Below are 16,140 nucleotides of genomic sequence, written 5' to 3' on the forward strand. Positions count from 1 at the left end.
TCTCAATGATTTTGGCAATGTCGGCTACCGACGTTTTGCTGTCGTCAAACGTAACCTGCGCCTCTTCGCTGGCGAAGTTCACCCCCGCCGATTCGACAAAATCTTTTTTGTTCAACACTTTTTCAATACGCGAAGCGCAGGCCTGACAGGTCATGCCTTCGATTTGGAAACGGACTTTTTGTTGCATGGTTTCTTCCTTCTGAATGTGGTTGGGCTACCTGAAAAAAGCGGAGCAGGGTTTTCAGGTAGCCTTTGGGGTGTTGCAGTCGATTTGTTGCGATTCGATTTACAAAGCCGCATCAAAGCCGCCGTCTTCCACCGCTTCTATCAGCGCGGCGGGGTTGGTTTGGGCGGGGTCGAATTCCACGACGGCGTTCTTGTTTTCCAGGCTCACTTCGGCCTTGTCCACGCCGTTTACGCCTTCGAGGATGCTGGTAACGCTTTTCACGCAGCCGCCGCAGGTCATGCCTTCGATGTTTAATGTGATGGTTTGCATAGGGTTTCCTTTCTGTTGGAATGAGGCTGAGGTTTTAAAGCCCGTTGCAGCCAAAGCTTTCAGGTAGCCTGAAATGATGGGTCTGCTCTTGCTTTTCCGCTAAGTGCCGCCACTATAAAGCTTTACCCGAAGTAAAGGTCAAGCATCATGATGAACATCAGCCAGGCCGCGGCCGAGAGCGGCCTTTCCGCCAAACAAATCCGCGACTACGAAAAGCACGGCCTAATCGCCCCGGCCGCGCGCAGCGAAGCGGGCTACCGCCGCTACGGACAGGCCGACCTTGCCCGGCTGCGCTTTATCCGCCATGCGCGGGAAGTGGGCTTTTCGCTGCCGCAGATCGGGCAGCTTTTGAGCCTGCAACACAACCCGCAGCGCACCAGCCGCGAAGTGAAAACGCTCACCGCGCGGCACATCGCCGAGCTGGAAGCCAAAATCGAACGCCTGCAGGGCATGGTGGCCGAGCTGCAACGCTGGCACGATGCCTGCGCGGGAGACGACTGCCCGGATTGTGCGATTTTGGCCGGGCTGGAGGAGCGTTAGGCGGCTTGGGCAGAATAGAAACAGGCTACCTGAAAAGTTTCAGGTAGCCTTAGTCGGCCGCTAACGGTTTGGTGCAGGCCTCGTCGTAATACGACAGCCACTTGCCGCCGCTTTGCTTCAGATATGCGCGGAAACTTTTGTTTACCCGTGTGGCGGTGTAATCCAAATACTCTACGCCGCCTTGGGTAACGTACAGCGCATCCGGCGGGTCGAAAAGATAGAGCTCATATTCCCGGCTGTGCTGTTTATGCCGCTCGGCGAGGCGGCGGCAGGATTGCTGCATGATGTTGTCGATATCGTTTAGCTGCGTGAGGATATCCAACAACAGCGGCGGCAGCGTGTTGTTTTTCACCCAGGCGGCAGGCATATCAAACGCAAATTCGTCGTTATCCTGCGGGATGGTTATGCTCATGCCGCGATGGCCGATATCATCAATCGGCTGACAGCGGGCAGAAGCCAGCCATGCCGACCAATCGGCTGCTTGAAAACGGTTTAGCGGGAAGTCTCGGTTTAAATAGTGCTTGCGAAAAAAACAGCATGATGGCGGCACTGGCTAGGCTTACAAAGCTGAAGTTGGAATGATAGCAAAGGCAATGGCAAACAGGACTGTATTCATAGATTTGTTTATCAAAAGATTTTTGAAGAACTGTGAAATGCCTTGACAAGTAGAGACCTTTGCAAAATTCCCCAAAATCCCCTAAATTCCCACCAAGACATTTAGGGGATTTCTCATGGGCACCTTCTTTCAGCAAACCGCACAAGCCATGATTGCCAAACACATCGACCGCTTTCCACTATTGAAGTTGGATCAGGTGATTGATTGGCAACCGATCGAACAGTACCTAAATCGTCAAAAAACCCGTTACCTTCGAGACCACCGCGGCCGTCCCGCCTATCCCCTGTNGTCCATGTTCAAAGCCGTCCTGCTCGGACAATGGCACAGCCTCTCCGATCCCGAACTCGAACACAGCCTCATCACCCGCATCGACTTCAACCTGTTTTGCCGTTTTGACGAACTGAGCATTCCTGATTACAGCACCTTATGCCGCTACCGCAATTGGCTGGCGCAAGACGACACCCTGTCCGAATTGCTCAAACTGATTAACTGCCAACTGACCGAAAAAGGCTTAAAAGTAGAGAAAACATCCGCCGCCGTCGTTGATGCCACCATTATTCAGACTGCCGGCACAAACGGCGTCAGGCTATAGAAGTCGATGAAGAAGGACAAGTCAGCGGCCAAACCACACCGAGTAAAGACAGCGATGTCCGTTGGATAAAGAAAAACGGCCTCTACAAACTCGGTTACAAACAACATACCCGCACCGATGAGGAAGGCTATATCGGGAAACTGCACATTACCCCCGCCAATACCCATGAGTGCAAACACCTGTCACCTTTGCTGGAAGGGATAGCCGAAGGTACGGCCGTCTATGCCGACAAAGGCTATGACAGTGCGGAAAACCGGCAACATCTGAAAGAGCATCGGCTGCAGGACGGCATTATGCGCAAAACCTGCCGCAACCGTCCGCTGACGGAAGCGCAAACCAAACGCAACCGCTATTTGTCGAAGCCCCATTACGTGGTCGAACAGAGCTTCGGGACGCTGTACCGTAAATTCCGCTATGCGCGGGCAGCCTATTTTGGTCTGTGTAAAGTGAGTGCGCAAAGCCATCTGAAGGCGATGTGTTTGAACCTGTTGAAAGCCGCCAACAGGCTAAGTGTGCCTGTTTGCGCCTAAAAGGAGGCCGGAAGCCTGATTAATCAGGTATCCAAGGGGGATTATGGGGGTATTTGGGTAAAATCAGGAGGTATTGGGGGAGAGAAACAGCCGAAAACCTGTGTTTGGGTTTCGGCTGTCGAGGGAAGGGCTTTTTTGCAAAGGTCTCTAACAGTGTTTTACACAACAGCTTAAGAAAAATACGCCGGCAACATCTCAAACACCGCAACCCTTTCAGGCTGCCATAAGGCTTCACAGTATTGTTCTTGAAATCTTCAGATACTGTAAACAGCGCCAGATATCTATAGATAAAGTTAAGAAATCGACATTTTACCAATGATTTTGTAAAATTTAGTGAATTTATTTTCAAAATATACTGGGTTTAACATTATGTCCGCCATACATACCCATCTGAGTTTAGCTATTTTGGCAGCCTTTTCTTTTCAGGCTGCACTTGCCGATACCATTGAAGAAAGCGAATCCAGACGTCAGGAAATGCGACGCCGGCAGCAGGAGCAGCAGCTGCAGCGCGAAGTCGATGTGCGTTTGGACGATACGCGGCAAAGTACGCTTACTCCGTCTGCGGCCGAATCGGCCGAATCCCCCTGTTTCCCCATTCATACCGTTACCCTGACCGGCGATGCTGCCGGCCGTTTTCAGTTTGCACTTAAAAAAGCCTTGAAAGAAACCGGCTTCCAATCCGGACAATGTTTGGGTGTGCAAGGCATCAACCGCATTATGGTTGCGGCACAAAACGCCGTTATCGGCCGCGGCTATACCACTACCCGTATTTTGGCCGCACCGCAGGATTTAAACAGCGGAACTTTGGAATTAACCGTTTTGCCCGGCAAAGTGCGCTCGGTTCGCACTGATACTTCGCACAACGACCAAACCCGTGCCGCGCGCATTGCCGCCTTTCAAAACGAAATTCCGTTGAAAGGCGGCGATATTCTGAATCTGCGCCGTATCGAGCAGGGGCTGGAAAATCTCAAGCGCGTACCCACCGCGGAAGCCGATATTCAAATCGTTCCCGCCGATGCACCCGATGAAAGCGACATCATTGTTGCCTGGCGGCAGCGGCTGCTGCCCTACCGCCTGTCGCTCGGTGTGGACGACTCCGGCAGCAAAACCACCGGCAAATACCAAGGCAGCCTGACTTTCTCTGCCGACAACCCTTTCGGCTTAAGCGATCTGTTTTATCTGTCCTACGGCCGCCATCTGGGCCATACCGACGCCCATACCGACTCCGAGGGCAAAAAAACCGCCGGCGGCACCCAAAGCTACGCCTTTCACTATTCCGTTCCTGCGGGCAACTGGCTGTGGAGCTGGAACCGCAACTACTACCGCGACCACCAAGCCGTGGCGGGTATCAATGAAGTGTACGACTACAACGGCAAAAACCGTGGCAGCGACATCGGATTTACCCGCCTGCTGTACCGTGATGCGCGGCGCAAGAGCCATATCGGCTTCAAACTGTGGCAGAAAGAAAACCAAAGTTTTATCGATGATGCCGAAGTCGAAGTACAGCGCCGTAAAACCGCCGGTTGGCAGTTGAGCCTAAAACACAAGGAATACATCGGCCGCAGCACTTTGGATATCGGCCTTGGCTACAAGCGCGGCACCGGCATGGCCGATGCCATTGCCGCCCCTGAAGAGGTGTTTGATGAAGGCACTTCGAGAATGAAGGTGATCACTGCCGATATCAGCTATAACCACCCCTTCCAAATCGGCCGGCAGCACTTCGTATATGACACCGCCCTGCATGCCCAGTGGAATAAAACCCCGCTGACGCCTTTGGACAAAATCGCCATCGGCGGTCGCTACACCGTGCGCGGCTTCGACGGCGAAAGCTCACTGTCGGCCGAGCGCGGCTGGTACTGGCGCAACGAAGCCGGCTGGTATTTTCAGGCTGCCCACCAGTTTTATCTGGCGCTAGACGGCGGCCATGTTTCCGGCGACTCGGCGCAATACCTGCTCGGCCAAACCCTAATCGGCGCCGCCGCCGGCCTGCGCGGCCAGTTCAAAGCAGGCGGCAGCCTGAATTACGACCTGTTTGTCGGCAAACCGATTAAAAAACCGCAAGGCTTTAGCAAACGTACCGCCGTCTTCGGCTTCAACCTAAACTATTCGTTTTAACCGGAGAAAACACGGGCACCACCTGCATTTGGGCTGCCTGTTTCCCATTTCCACACGGACGCAAGAACATGAACAAACACCGCCATAAAACCGTCTTCAACCGCACCCGCGGCATCCTGATGGCCGTAGCCGAGACTGCCATCGGGCAGGGCAAAAGTCCCGGCGAGCGCTCAGGCGGAGAAACCGGTGGCGGTGACGACAGCCTAAAAACCCGTTCAGGCTGCCGTTTGCATTTGGGCACGCTGACTTTCAGCCTGCTGCTCGGTTTCGGTTCGGCCCTGATTGTGCCCGCCGCCGCTGCCGACATCCAAGCCGACAAATCCGCCCCCAAATCCCAGCAGCCCGTCATCCTGCAAACCGGCAATGGACTGCCGCAGGTCAATATCCAAACCCCTACCGCCCACGGCGTATCCGTCAACCAATACCGCCGTTTCGATGTCGACACGCGCGGCACCATTCTCAACAACAGCCATAAAAGCGTATCCACCCGCCAGGCCGGCTGGATACAGGGCAACCCCTTTCTCGCCCGCGGCGAAGCCCGTGTAATCGTCAACCAAATCAACAGCAGCGACCCGAGCCGGCTGAACGGCTATATCGAAATCGCCGGCCGCCGCGCCGAAGTGGTAATGGCCAACCCCGCCGGCATCCGCGTCGACGGCGGCGGCTTTATCAACAGCGCAGGCGCCACCCTCACTACCGGCCGTCCCATCCTGGCAGACGGCCGTTTCGACGGTTTGGACATCGGCAGCGGCCGCATCGAAATCGGCGCTCAGGGTCTTGACGGGCGCGATGCCGACTACACCCGCATTCTCAGCCGTGCCGCCAAGATTGACGGCGGCATTTGGGGGCAGGACGTCCAAGTGATTGCCGCCGGCGGCCAAACCGACGCCGCAGGCAGCCTGAAAGACGCCGCCGCACCCCGCGCCCCGTCTTCATCCGCCCCCGTCTTTGCCATCGACACCGGCGCCCTTGGCGGCATGTATGCCGGCAAAATCACCCTGATTGCCGCCGACAACGGCAGCGGCATCCGCAATGCAGGCAAGATTTACGCCGGTGCCGGCGACGTGACCCTCCGCGCCGACGGAACACTGGCCAACAGCGGCACGGTTGCCGCCCAAGACGGCGGCGCCCTGCGTCTTAACGCCGGCCAAACCGACAACAGCGGCACCCTTTACGCCCACGGCCAAAGCAGCATCGACAGCACAAGCAGCCTGAACAACAGCGGCCGCATTCTCAGCACCTCAGAAACCCGCATCCGCAGCGCCCATATCGGCAACAGCGGCCAAATCGACGGCGGCCGTCTCGACATCGCCGCCCCCGTATTGGACAACAGCGGCCGCATCAGCCAAAGCGGCAGTCAGGATCTGGCCGTCGATACCGCCCGCCTGGCCAACAGCGGCCGCATCGGCCTGCCGGAAAACAACAACGGCAACAGTGGAAACAGTAGCGGCAACAACGGCGGTAACAACGGTAACAGCGGCGCAAACGGTAACTCCGGCAACAAGCGGCCCTCCGCCAATAACGGCAACGGCAATAACAGCAACGGCAGCCACACCCAAGTTCCCCCTCCTGCCGACGGCCGCATCAGCATCTCCGGCCGTTTGGACAACAGCGGCACCATCGAAGCGGGCGGCCGCACCGATCTGAACGTACACAGCGAACTGGCCAACAGCGGCCGCCTCACCCTCGGCAGCCTGAAAGCAGACGGCAGCCGTTTCGACAACCGCCAAGGCGACATTCTCGCCCACAGCGCCGACATTCACAGCAGCCACAGCGACAACCGCGGCGGCACCCTGGCCGCAGGCAGCCTGAAACTGGATGGCACCCGACTCGACAACCGCCAAGGCACCATCCGCAGCAACAGCCAAAGCGACATCCTCCTTTCAGACGGCCTGAATAACGAACAAGGCGAAATCACCACTGTCGGCAGCCTGAAACTGGCCGCCGGCGATATTGCCGGCGGCGGCAGCATTCTGGCCGGCCAAGATCTCGAACTGACGGCCAACCGGCTGGACGGCAGCGGCACCCTGGCCGCCGGCCGTGACGCCGCCCTCAAACTCAGCGCCGACTTTGACAGCAGCGGCGACATCGAAGCCGGCCGCAAACTCAGCATCGAGAGCAGCGGCAACATCCGCAACCGCCACCGCATGGCCGGCGGTCAGGCACTGAACATCCGTGCCCGGCACATCGACAACCGCGCCGAAGGCAAACTGGTTTCCGGCAGCAATACCCATATTGGTGCCGACACCGTGGACAACCGCGGCCTGATCAACAGCAACGGCCTGACCCGCATTGATGCCGCGACTGCCCTGAACAACATCGGCAGCGGCCGCATCTACGGCAGCCGTCTCGCCCTGGGCGGCGGCGGCCTGAACAACCGCGAAGAAGCAAGCGCAGACGGCAAAAACCAAGCCCCCGTGATTGCCGCCCGCGAACGACTGGACATCGGCATGCGCAGCATAAGCAACACCGGCAGCGGCTTTGGCCGGATTGAAAACGGCCAAGTACAAACCGGCAGCGTCTCCAGCCTGATCAGCAGCGAAGGCACACTGCATATCGGCGGCCGTTTGAACGAGCGCCATCAGGCCGAAGGCAGGGCCGAGTGCCTGGAAAACCGCGGTGGCCGCATCGAAGCGGCCGGGGACAGCGTATGGTCGGTTGCCAAAATCCATAACAGCAACAGCCGCTGGGAAGTCAATCACAAAGTTGCCGTCGGCCAAGCCGAACACCGGCACAGCTACAGCCAACCCGGCAATCCCGAATGGTGGCAGGTTGGCAAAGACGGCTCATGGCGGCAGACTGCCAATCATGCCAAAGGCGAGTTTACCTTTAACGACGGCCGTGCTCCGGTTCGCCAATCCAGCTGGAACGAAAAACGCGTCACCATACAACGCCACGAAGACCAAATCGCCCACTCCCAACCCGGGCAAATTGCCATCGGCGGCAACTTTACTGCCGACACCCAAGAGCTGGCCAACCAAAACGGCCAAATCCTGATCGGCGGTGTCTGGCAGGGCAGCGAAAAAGACAGCGTATTAAAAAATCTAAGCGATCTGGCCGGCGTTTACGAAATCGAGTCCGGCATCTTCGAAAACAGCTATGCCCGCAAAAGCAAATCTAGACAAAGGTGGGGACGCCGCACCGGTTACAGTGCCCCCATACACAACGAAACCCTGCTTGAGCGCCGCAAATTTGCCAACCACATCAGCTATCAGGATCAGGCAGGCAGCCTGACCCCTCCTGCCGGCCATGCCGCCACGGCCGATGCCGCCACCGCCGCCGTTGCGCCACAACGCATCAAAAGTCCCGACGGCAGCTTCAGCCTGCCCGAAAGCAGCCTGTACACCGTCCGTCCCGACCGCCCCGGCTATCTGGTGGAAACCGATCCCGCCTATGCCGACTACCGCACCTGGCTGGGCAGCGACTACATGCTCAAAGCCCTGCAAACCGATCCCGACCGCACCCACAAACGGCTGGGCGACGGCTATTACGAGCAACGCCTGATCAACGAACAGATTGCCCGTCTGACCGGCTACCGCCGTCTGGACGGCTACCCGAACGACGAAGCCCAATTCAAAGCCCTGATGGACGCCGGCATCAGCTTCGCCCGCCCCTGGCAGCTCACCCCCGGCATCGCCCTGTCCCCCGAGCAGGTTGCCCGGCTGACCAGCGACATCGTCTGGCTTGAAAGCCAGACCGTTACCCTGGCCGACGGCAGCAGCCAAAGCGTACTCGTACCCAAAGTCTACTTACTCGCCCGCCCCGGCGATCTCAACAGTGCCGGCGGCCTCATCAGCACCGACGCCCTGCAGCTGAAAGCCGGCCGCATCGACAACCGCGGCACCCTGGCCGGCCGGCGCATCGTCGATCTGGCTGCCGGCGACATCAGTAACAGCGGCCGCATCCAAGGGCGGCAAACCCTGCTGGAAGCACAAAACCAAATCACCCTGCAAGGCGGCAGCATCGAAGCCGAACGGCTGCTCAGCCTCAAAGCCGACAACATCACCCTCCAAAGCAGCACCGCCCAAAGCGGCGATTTGCACAACGGCCGCACCACCGTTGACCGTGTGGCCGGACTGTATGTCAGCGGCACAGAAGACGGCCAAGGCCTGCTCAGCCTCGAAGCAGGGCACGACATCAAACTGAACGGCGCCCGCCTGGCCAACCGCGCCCGCGACGGCCACAGCCAAATGATTGCCCGCGAAGGCAGCGTCACACTCGGCACCGTCCGCACCGAAAACCACGAAAGCTACGGCGCGGCAAACGACAAAAACCACCGCCACGTCCACCAAAGCGCCGAAGCAGGCAGCCGCATCGAAGCGCTTGGCAACATCACCGTATCCGCCGGCAAAGACCTGAACATCCGCCAAGGCCAAATCGACAGCCAAAACGGCCGCACCACCCTGGCCGCCCGCGGCAATATCAACATCAGCGAAGGCCGCCGCACCCTGGATCTGGACGAATCGACCTACAGCAAAGAGCGCGGTTTGGTCGGCAGCAAAAGCCGGCTGGACCAATATCGCCGGCAGCACGACGAAGCAGCCGGCAGCGTGATTACCGGCCGCGAAGTCAGAACGGCTTCCGGCGGCGACACCCGCATCCGCGGCAGCCAAGTCATCAGCGACGATCAGACCCTGATTGCTGCCCGCGGCGAAGTGCGCATCGACGCCGCAGACAACCGCTACCAAGATTGGGAAAACCACGAGCGCAAAAAGTCCGGCCTGATGGGCAGTGGCGGTATCGGTTTCTTTATCGGCAACAAAACCCAAGCCCAAGAAAGCGACGGCACCGCCGTTTCAGCCAGCGGCAGCACCGTAGGCAGCCTGAAAGGCGATACGCTGATAGCCGCAAAACGTTACAGCCAAACCGGTTCTATCGTTTCATCGCCCGAAGGAAACGTACTGGTTGAAGCCGAAAAGATCGACATTCAGGCCGCCGACGAACGCTACCGGCAAACCCAACGCACCCGCTTTGAACAAAAAGGGCTGACCGTTGCCGTCAATATTCCCGTAGTCGATGCCGCCATCGGTTTGACCAATGCCGCCAAATCCGCCAAACAGATACACGGCAGCAACAGCCGGGTGAACCTGATGGCTGCTGCCAATGCCGCACGGCAGGGGTTTAACGCCGGCAAGACACTTGCCTCCGTTGCCCAAAACCCCAAAAGCGCCGGCCAAGGCATCAGCGTCTCGATAACCTACGGCGAGCAGAAAAACACCAGCGAAACCCAAACCGCCGGCAACCGCGCCCAAGCAGCCCGCATGGAAGCCGGCAAAGCCGTGATACTCAAAGCGCACGGCGCCGGCAAAGATTCCGACATCCTTATCCGCGGCGCCGATATCGGCGGCCAACAGGCCACCTATCTGAGCGCAGAAAACCGCGTCGATATCCGTTCTGCCGAGCAGCAGCACCAAGAGCGCAGCAAAAACCGCCAAAGCGGTTGGAATGCAGGTGTTGCCCTTGCTTTCAATAACGGCGTCAGCCTCGGCTTTACCGCCGGCGGCAACTACGGCAAAGGCTACGGCAACGGCGATGAAGCCACCCACCTGCACAGCCATATCGGCAGCCGCAGCGGCCAGACCGTGGTACACAGCGGCGGCGACACCACCCTGAAGGGCGCGCAGCTGATCGGCAAAGGCGTACAGCTTGATGCCGCCAATCTCAATATCGAAAGCGTGCAGGACACCGCCACTTTCCGCGGCAAACAGGAAAACATGTCCGCGCAGATCACCGTAGGCTACGGCTTTAGTGCCGGCGGCAGCTACAGCCGCAGCAAGAGCAGCGCCGACCATGCCAGCGTAGGCGAGCAGAGCGGTATTTTTGCCGGAGAAGACGGATATCAGGTTCGCACCGGCACGCTCAGCCTGACCGGCGCCGCACTTTCCTCAACAGCCGCAGCCGAGCGCAACCGCTTGGACGCGCAAACCGTGGTCAGCCACGACATTCACAACTACTCCCGCGCCGATGCCAGCGCCATCGGATTCTCCGGCGGCATGTCGTTCAGCCCCAAATCAACAAGCGGGCAAAACTCCACCAAAGAAGCCGCCGAAATCGGCTCTTCCGGCAAAGTGCGGCTGATGCGGTTTGACCAGGTTTCTGCCCAAGACGATGCCGACAACGACAAATACCGTCGTGAAAAACTCGCGCGCGGCGAAACCTTCTACGATGCCAGTCTCAACCAAACTCGTTCTTCCCCGTTCAAGTTCGGGCTTAGCCAAAACGATATGCACGGCACCGGCAGCTATGCCCTGGCCAAGATCGGGCTGCTCAACCTGTTCGGCAACAACAAACAGCGTGCCGCCGAAGGCAGCGACACCCGCAGCAGCATCACCCAAGGCAGCCTGAACATTGCCGATGCCGCCGGCCGCGACACCGCCGCCGCCCTGCAGCAGGTGGAAAACGGCCACACCCCGCTGGCCAAAATCGACCGCGAAGGGATGCTGCAAAAGGCCGAGCGCCGCCGCGATGTCAGCAAAGACTTTATCCGCGACACCCTGCTGCCCTTTACCGACGAAGCCTACCGGACGGAAATCGTTGCCGAACACCGCTTGTTTAAATTTATAACCGATGAAAACGGTAAACCGATAAAAGATAAGGAATTAAAGGAACAAATGAGAAAAGACTTCAAACCATCCAAAGAGTATAAAAAATTTGAAACCTACTGGGCAGACTACCAAAAGATGGGCGGCAATATCTACAAATTTGAAGAACTGTCAGACCAAGAGCGCAAAAACCTGCAGACGGCCGAATTTACCGACCCAAAAACCGGCCAAACCCGCCGTGCCGTTATTGTCGGGGTCAACGGTATTTTCAATGATGCCCAAGATGCCGCCAAATTTGCGCCGCAGCTCTATGCCGTACGCCAAAATCCTGCAACCGGAAAATATGAACGGGTATATAAAAACGTTCATTTCCTGAGCAATCCCCAAACCGGCAATTTCCTGTCCGAGCTGATGGTGGCGGGCTATCATAAGTTTCTAGAAGGCAATGTTGCCGGATTAAGCAATTCCGCCTTGGGCCTGGAAAAACTGGTAAACAGGTATGCACGGGAAAACCAAGCAGGTCTGTATCTCGGCTCGCACAGCCGCGGCACCATGGTGGTATACAATCTGATGCGCAAATTGGAACACGAAAACAAAGCGGGCGAATATCCGAATTTGGATGTCGATATGCTCGGCGCGGCCGCCAATTTGCAAAAATCAGACCGCCGCCTCAGCCATCTGCAAGGCTTAGAGCGGAACGAAAGCAATAAAAACCGCTCTATCGGCACAGAAATCGCCGCCCGCGATATCGTCGGCACTTGGGTAGGGCGTAATCGTTCCACCATCGATACCAATACCCAAAATAGAGGCTGGATACGGACGATTGTGGACATCTTTGTTGGCAAATCCTCTTCCCACAACTGCACGGGTGTCGGCACAGAGCAATGTGTCGATGACGGTTACCGGACAAAAGGAAAAGGCGAAAAAGGAAATGATATTAATACCATTCACCGTATCAGCGTTTATGATTTGCTCGAACAGCAAAACCACCGTACCAATCCCAATCATCCCCAATCAGGAGACCCCAAATGAACAAACTGATACCGTCCCTTATGCTCTGCGTCCTGCTTTCAGGCTGCCTGAACATCGGCAGCGGCTTTCGTGTGCCGCCCGATGCGTCGGGCTGGTGGGAGCTGTGTAATAAAGAAAAGCTGTATCCTGCCATAGGCACCCTACCGGATGCTCCTGAAGAACAACAAGCTGAAATGATCCGGCAGATGAATGTGTACGATCAGCGAAAGCTCGACGATATGTTTTCCTGCGGCTATGACCCGATTGGCGGCGGAGACAGTGAGCAAGATGCCTGCGTGCGCAAGAAAGGCTGGTACCGTTCGGGCAAAGATATCTATCCCGAAAATAAAATCTACGAGCAGTGCCAGCACGACTAGGCTTGTTCTCCGTATTTCAGGCTACCTGCAAAGGCAGCCTGAAATACGGTATACCGGCCGAAAACAATGTGTGAAAGACGGCTACCGTACTAAAGAAGATATCGGCGTGATGCCGAAAACCAAGCGTATCTACGACTACCTTAATCCGCAACCCAGCAAACAGGAGAAGTAAACATGATGAAAACCGCAACCGTATTGGCCTTAGGTCTGTCCACCCTAGCGGCAGGCTGCACTTTTGAAGGGTTCAGACTACCGCCTGATGCCGCCCTAGACTGGAAATTGTGCAACGAAAGGAAAATTTATCCTGACATTCATATCCCCCCAGGTGAGAGCATAGAAAGGCAGCGAGAAATGTTAAGGCAAATGGGGCTAAGGGATAAAAGAAAAGACGATGATATGTACGCCTGCGGCTACAACCCCATAGCGGGCGGAGGCCGGGAAGCCGATGCCTGTGTGCGCAAAAAAGGCTGGTATGTGTGGCGGAACGATATTTTTCCCGAAAACAAAATCTACGAACAATGCCAGCACGACTAGGCTGCTTTCCGCGTTTCAGGCTGCCTGCAAAGGCAGCCTGAAAGCCTAACGGGCATGAACAAAAGCACCGCACCAATCCCAACCATCCCCAATCAGGAGACCCCAAATGAACAAACCGATACTGCCCCTTATGCTCTGCGTCCTGCTTTCAGGCTGCCTGAACGTCGGCAGCGGCTTCCGTGTGCCGCCCGATGCGTCGGCCAGGTGGAAACTGTGCAACGAAGACAAAATTTATCCTGCTAAAAAAACTCCACCGGAAGCCAGCAGAGCCAAGCGTGATGAAATGCTGCGGCAGATGAATCTGTATGGACAGCGAAAGCTCGACGATATGTTTTCCTGCGGCTATGACCCGATTGGCGGCGGTACGTCAAGAGCCGATGCCTGCGTGCGCAAGAAAGGCTGGTACCGTTCGGGCAAAGATATCTATCCCGAAAACAAAATCTATGAACAATGCCAGCACGACTAGGCTGTTTTCCGCGTTTCAGGCTGCCTGCAAAGGCAGCCTGAAACGCGGGATATCGACCGAAAACAATGCGTAAAAGACGGTTATCGTACAAAAGAAGATGTCGGCATCATGCCTGAAACCAAACGCATTTACGGCTACCCCCATTCGCAACCCACCGAACAGGAGAAACAACCATGATAAAAACCGTATTGGCCTTAAGCTTATCCGCCCTAGTGGCCGGCTGCACTTTTGAAGGGTTCAGACTACCGCCTGATGCCGCCCTAGACTGGAAATTGTGCAACGAAAGAACCATCTATCCGGCAATTCATACTCCGCCCACGGCCAGTGATGAAGAGCAGCGGGAAATGCTGAAGCAAATGGGGCTAAGGGATAAAAGAAAACGCGATGACATGCGTTCCTGCGGCTACAATTTTATTGCCGGCGGAGGCCGGGAAGCCGATGCCTGTGTGCGCAAAAAAGGCTGGTATGTGTGGCGGAACGATATTTTTCCCGAAAACAAAATCTACGAGCAATGCCAGCACGATTAGCCCGGCTTTACCGCTTTCAGGCTGCCTTAACCGGCAGCCTGAAAATTTATAGTGAGTCAAAATAAAAAAGATACAAGGCAGCGAGCCGCAGACAGTACAAGTAGTACGGCAAGGCGAGATAACGCCGTATATTTTTTATTTGGGCTCACTATACTGACCGCAGCAGCGCCGTTGCCACCTACAGCAGCAACAAAGCCCAAACCGCAGCACAAGAGCAGGCAAAACAACAAGCCGCCCACGAAGGCCGTCTGAAAGAACAAAACGACGGCAGCTACGAACACTATCTCAGCCTAAGCGACGCACAACGGCAGCAGGAGATGCTGGCCCATTCCCCCGCCTACGCCCAAGCCTACCAAGAAGCCCGAAGCTGGGGCATAGGCGGCAGCAAAAGCCGTGCGCTTACCGCCGCCGAAACCCTGATTACCGGCGCATTGGGCGGCCAGGGTGATCTGCAGCTGGCCGCCAATACGTTGGCGCCGTATGCTGCAGCCGCCATCGGCAAACGCTTCGGCCACGGTGAAAACAAAAACGAAGCCGCCCAAGCAATCGGCCACTTTATGCTCGGCGCCGCCTTGGCCTACGCCAACGGCACCGACCCGCTTGCCGGCGGCAGCGCTGCCGTTGCCGCCGAACGTGCGGCCGAATACCTGGCCAAACAATACGACGACGGCCGCACTGCCATCGACCCGATAAGCGGAAAATTCAATCCCAACCTTCTGCCCGAACACATTAAAGAAGAAATTAAAGCGCAGACCGGGGCGCTTGCTTCGGTGGTCGGTGCGGCCGGAGGCAGCCTGAACGGCACGAACAGCGGCAACGGAGCGTTGTTTGATGCGCAGGTGGGGGGTGTGCTGGGGCAGAATGCGGTGGAGAATAACCAATTGGATACCCAGCAAATGAATGCATTCATAGATGGGATGAATCTCCATTGTAAAACAGGGAACGAGAGTGCTTGTGAGGCGGTAAAACGCACATTCACTTTGTTAGATAAAAATCAACGGGAAAAATTACAAGATACTTGCAACAGATATCCCAGAACGAAAGTATGTGCTGATTTAATTGGTAAAGCCCAAGAAGGCGATGCTTTAATTGTCGACCAGTTCAATACACAAAAATATGATATTTTGGGTAACAAAATGATGATGGGCATCTTTCCTCCAGAAGATATTTGTAACAACCCAACCTGCGTTACTGAAATCAAAAAACAAGATGCTAGAAACATAAAAGACAAAAATTATTTGGTACGTGTTTTAGGTTCTCAAGATGCGAAAAACATCCGCAAAGGAAACCGTTATACCATTACATAAGGGCAATACTTCTTGTTGGTACATTAGGGCTACGAAATTTTCCCATGATGTATCGTTAGGATCTAATCCTCCTTGCTTGTATGATAAATTTTTCCACTTATCATAAGTGGCAGCACAACTAGCTTTATTCCCTGTTTTTCCACAGTTTTCTCCTAACTCTTGTCCAAATTTTTTTATTTGATCAGGTGAAATCTCTTTATCAACGAAAGGAATGGTTAGGCCAGGGCTGAGATAGTTATTCTCCACCGCATTCTGCCCCAACACGCCCCCTACTTGCGCATTGAACAGGGCATTGGTGTTTGTGCCGCTGGTGCCGTTCAGACTGCCTCCGGCCGCACCCACCACCGAAGCAACCGCACTGGTCTGCGCTTTGATCTCTTCTTTGATGGGCTCGGGTAACAGGTTGGGATTGAATTTCCCCGTTGTCGGGTCAATCGCGGTATGGCCGTCGTCGTATTGTCCGGCCAGATACCCGGCCGCACGTTCG

The 16,140-nt window shown here is 56.2% G+C and carries 13 protein-coding genes and 1 pseudogene; 9 read left to right on the forward strand and 5 right to left on the reverse strand.

From position 1 onward, the window contains the following. The coding region (locus tag ACRPFF_RS09660) for a cation transporter (RefSeq protein WP_432674527.1) at positions 1 to 187 on the reverse strand (187 nt) is incomplete at its 3' end. Positions 188 to 286: 99 nt separating this feature from the next. Then, on the reverse strand, positions 287 to 496 hold the full coding sequence (locus tag ACRPFF_RS09665; protein WP_003674677.1) for a heavy-metal-associated domain-containing protein: 210 nt from the start codon (positions 494 to 496) through the stop codon (positions 287 to 289). Between the two features lie 147 nt (positions 497 to 643). Between ACRPFF_RS09665 and cueR the strand changes: the two genes are divergently transcribed. Next, positions 644 to 1,036: a Cu(I)-responsive transcriptional regulator gene (gene cueR / locus ACRPFF_RS09670; RefSeq protein WP_003742986.1), complete on the forward strand. Its 393-nt coding sequence runs from the start codon at positions 644 to 646 to the stop codon at positions 1,034 to 1,036. Positions 1,037 to 1,085: 49 nt separating this feature from the next. Here the strand turns inward: cueR and ACRPFF_RS09675 are convergent, their stop codons facing one another. Together ACRPFF_RS09675 and ACRPFF_RS09680 are read right to left on the reverse strand one after the other, a co-directional pair. Then, positions 1,086 to 1,448: a hypothetical protein gene (locus ACRPFF_RS09675; RefSeq protein ID WP_308031659.1), complete on the reverse strand. Its 363-nt coding sequence runs from the start codon at positions 1,446 to 1,448 to the stop codon at positions 1,086 to 1,088. Positions 1,449 to 1,467: 19 nt separating this feature from the next. After that, positions 1,468 to 1,788, reverse strand: a complete 321-nt coding sequence (locus ACRPFF_RS09680) for a hypothetical protein (protein ID WP_432674528.1) — start codon at positions 1,786 to 1,788, stop codon at positions 1,468 to 1,470. On the opposite strand from ACRPFF_RS09680, the pseudogene ACRPFF_RS09685 reads away from it, so the two are divergent. The 8 genes and pseudogenes from ACRPFF_RS09685 to ACRPFF_RS09720 all read left to right on the forward strand — a co-directional run bounded on the left by ACRPFF_RS09685 (position 1,768) and on the right by ACRPFF_RS09720 (position 15,653). Beyond that, positions 1,768 to 2,774 (forward strand): annotated as a pseudogene (locus ACRPFF_RS09685) (IS5 family transposase). The gene ACRPFF_RS09680 and the pseudogene ACRPFF_RS09685 overlap by 21 nt on opposite strands. Positions 2,775 to 3,143: 369 nt before the next feature. Further along, a complete protein-coding gene (locus tag ACRPFF_RS09690; RefSeq protein WP_432674529.1) occupies positions 3,144 to 4,889 on the forward strand; it encodes a ShlB/FhaC/HecB family hemolysin secretion/activation protein in 1,746 nt (581 codons plus the stop codon). 68 nt (positions 4,890 to 4,957) lie between these two features. Next, positions 4,958 to 12,463, forward strand: a complete 7,506-nt coding sequence (locus tag ACRPFF_RS09695) for a hemagglutinin repeat-containing protein (protein ID WP_432674530.1) — start codon at positions 4,958 to 4,960, stop codon at positions 12,461 to 12,463. Further along, positions 12,460 to 12,819: a hypothetical protein gene (locus ACRPFF_RS09700; RefSeq protein ID WP_308031656.1), complete on the forward strand. Its 360-nt coding sequence runs from the start codon at positions 12,460 to 12,462 to the stop codon at positions 12,817 to 12,819. The genes ACRPFF_RS09695 and ACRPFF_RS09700 overlap by 4 nt, the downstream gene beginning before the upstream one ends. Before the next feature lie 174 nt (positions 12,820 to 12,993). Then, positions 12,994 to 13,353 carry a hypothetical protein gene (locus ACRPFF_RS09705; protein WP_003679097.1) on the forward strand — a complete coding sequence of 120 codons (360 nt, stop codon included), beginning with the start codon at positions 12,994 to 12,996 and terminating at the stop codon, positions 13,351 to 13,353. 106 nt (positions 13,354 to 13,459) lie between these two features. Continuing rightward, on the forward strand, positions 13,460 to 13,819 hold the full coding sequence (locus ACRPFF_RS09710) for a hypothetical protein (RefSeq protein WP_301673900.1): 360 nt from the start codon (positions 13,460 to 13,462) through the stop codon (positions 13,817 to 13,819). Between the two features lie 173 nt (positions 13,820 to 13,992). Beyond that, positions 13,993 to 14,346 (forward strand): hypothetical protein, encoded by a 354-nt coding sequence (locus ACRPFF_RS09715; protein WP_250314149.1) that lies wholly within the window; start codon positions 13,993 to 13,995, stop codon positions 14,344 to 14,346. 317 nt (positions 14,347 to 14,663) lie between these two features. Further along, the gene (locus tag ACRPFF_RS09720; RefSeq protein ID WP_432674531.1) at positions 14,664 to 15,653 is read left to right on the forward strand and encodes a VENN motif pre-toxin domain-containing protein; all 990 of its coding nucleotides are present in this window, start codon (positions 14,664 to 14,666) and stop codon (positions 15,651 to 15,653) included. On the opposite strand, the gene ACRPFF_RS09725 is transcribed toward ACRPFF_RS09720, so the two are convergent. Continuing rightward, positions 15,597 to 16,140: VENN motif pre-toxin domain-containing protein (locus ACRPFF_RS09725; protein ID WP_432674532.1), on the reverse strand; the 544-nt coding region annotated here is incomplete at its 5' end. The two genes, ACRPFF_RS09720 and ACRPFF_RS09725, sit on opposite strands and share 57 nt — an antisense overlap.

The organism is Neisseria sp. SLRRB23 (assembly GCF_050896295.1).
Taxonomy (GTDB): Bacteria; Pseudomonadota; Gammaproteobacteria; order Burkholderiales; family Neisseriaceae; genus Neisseria.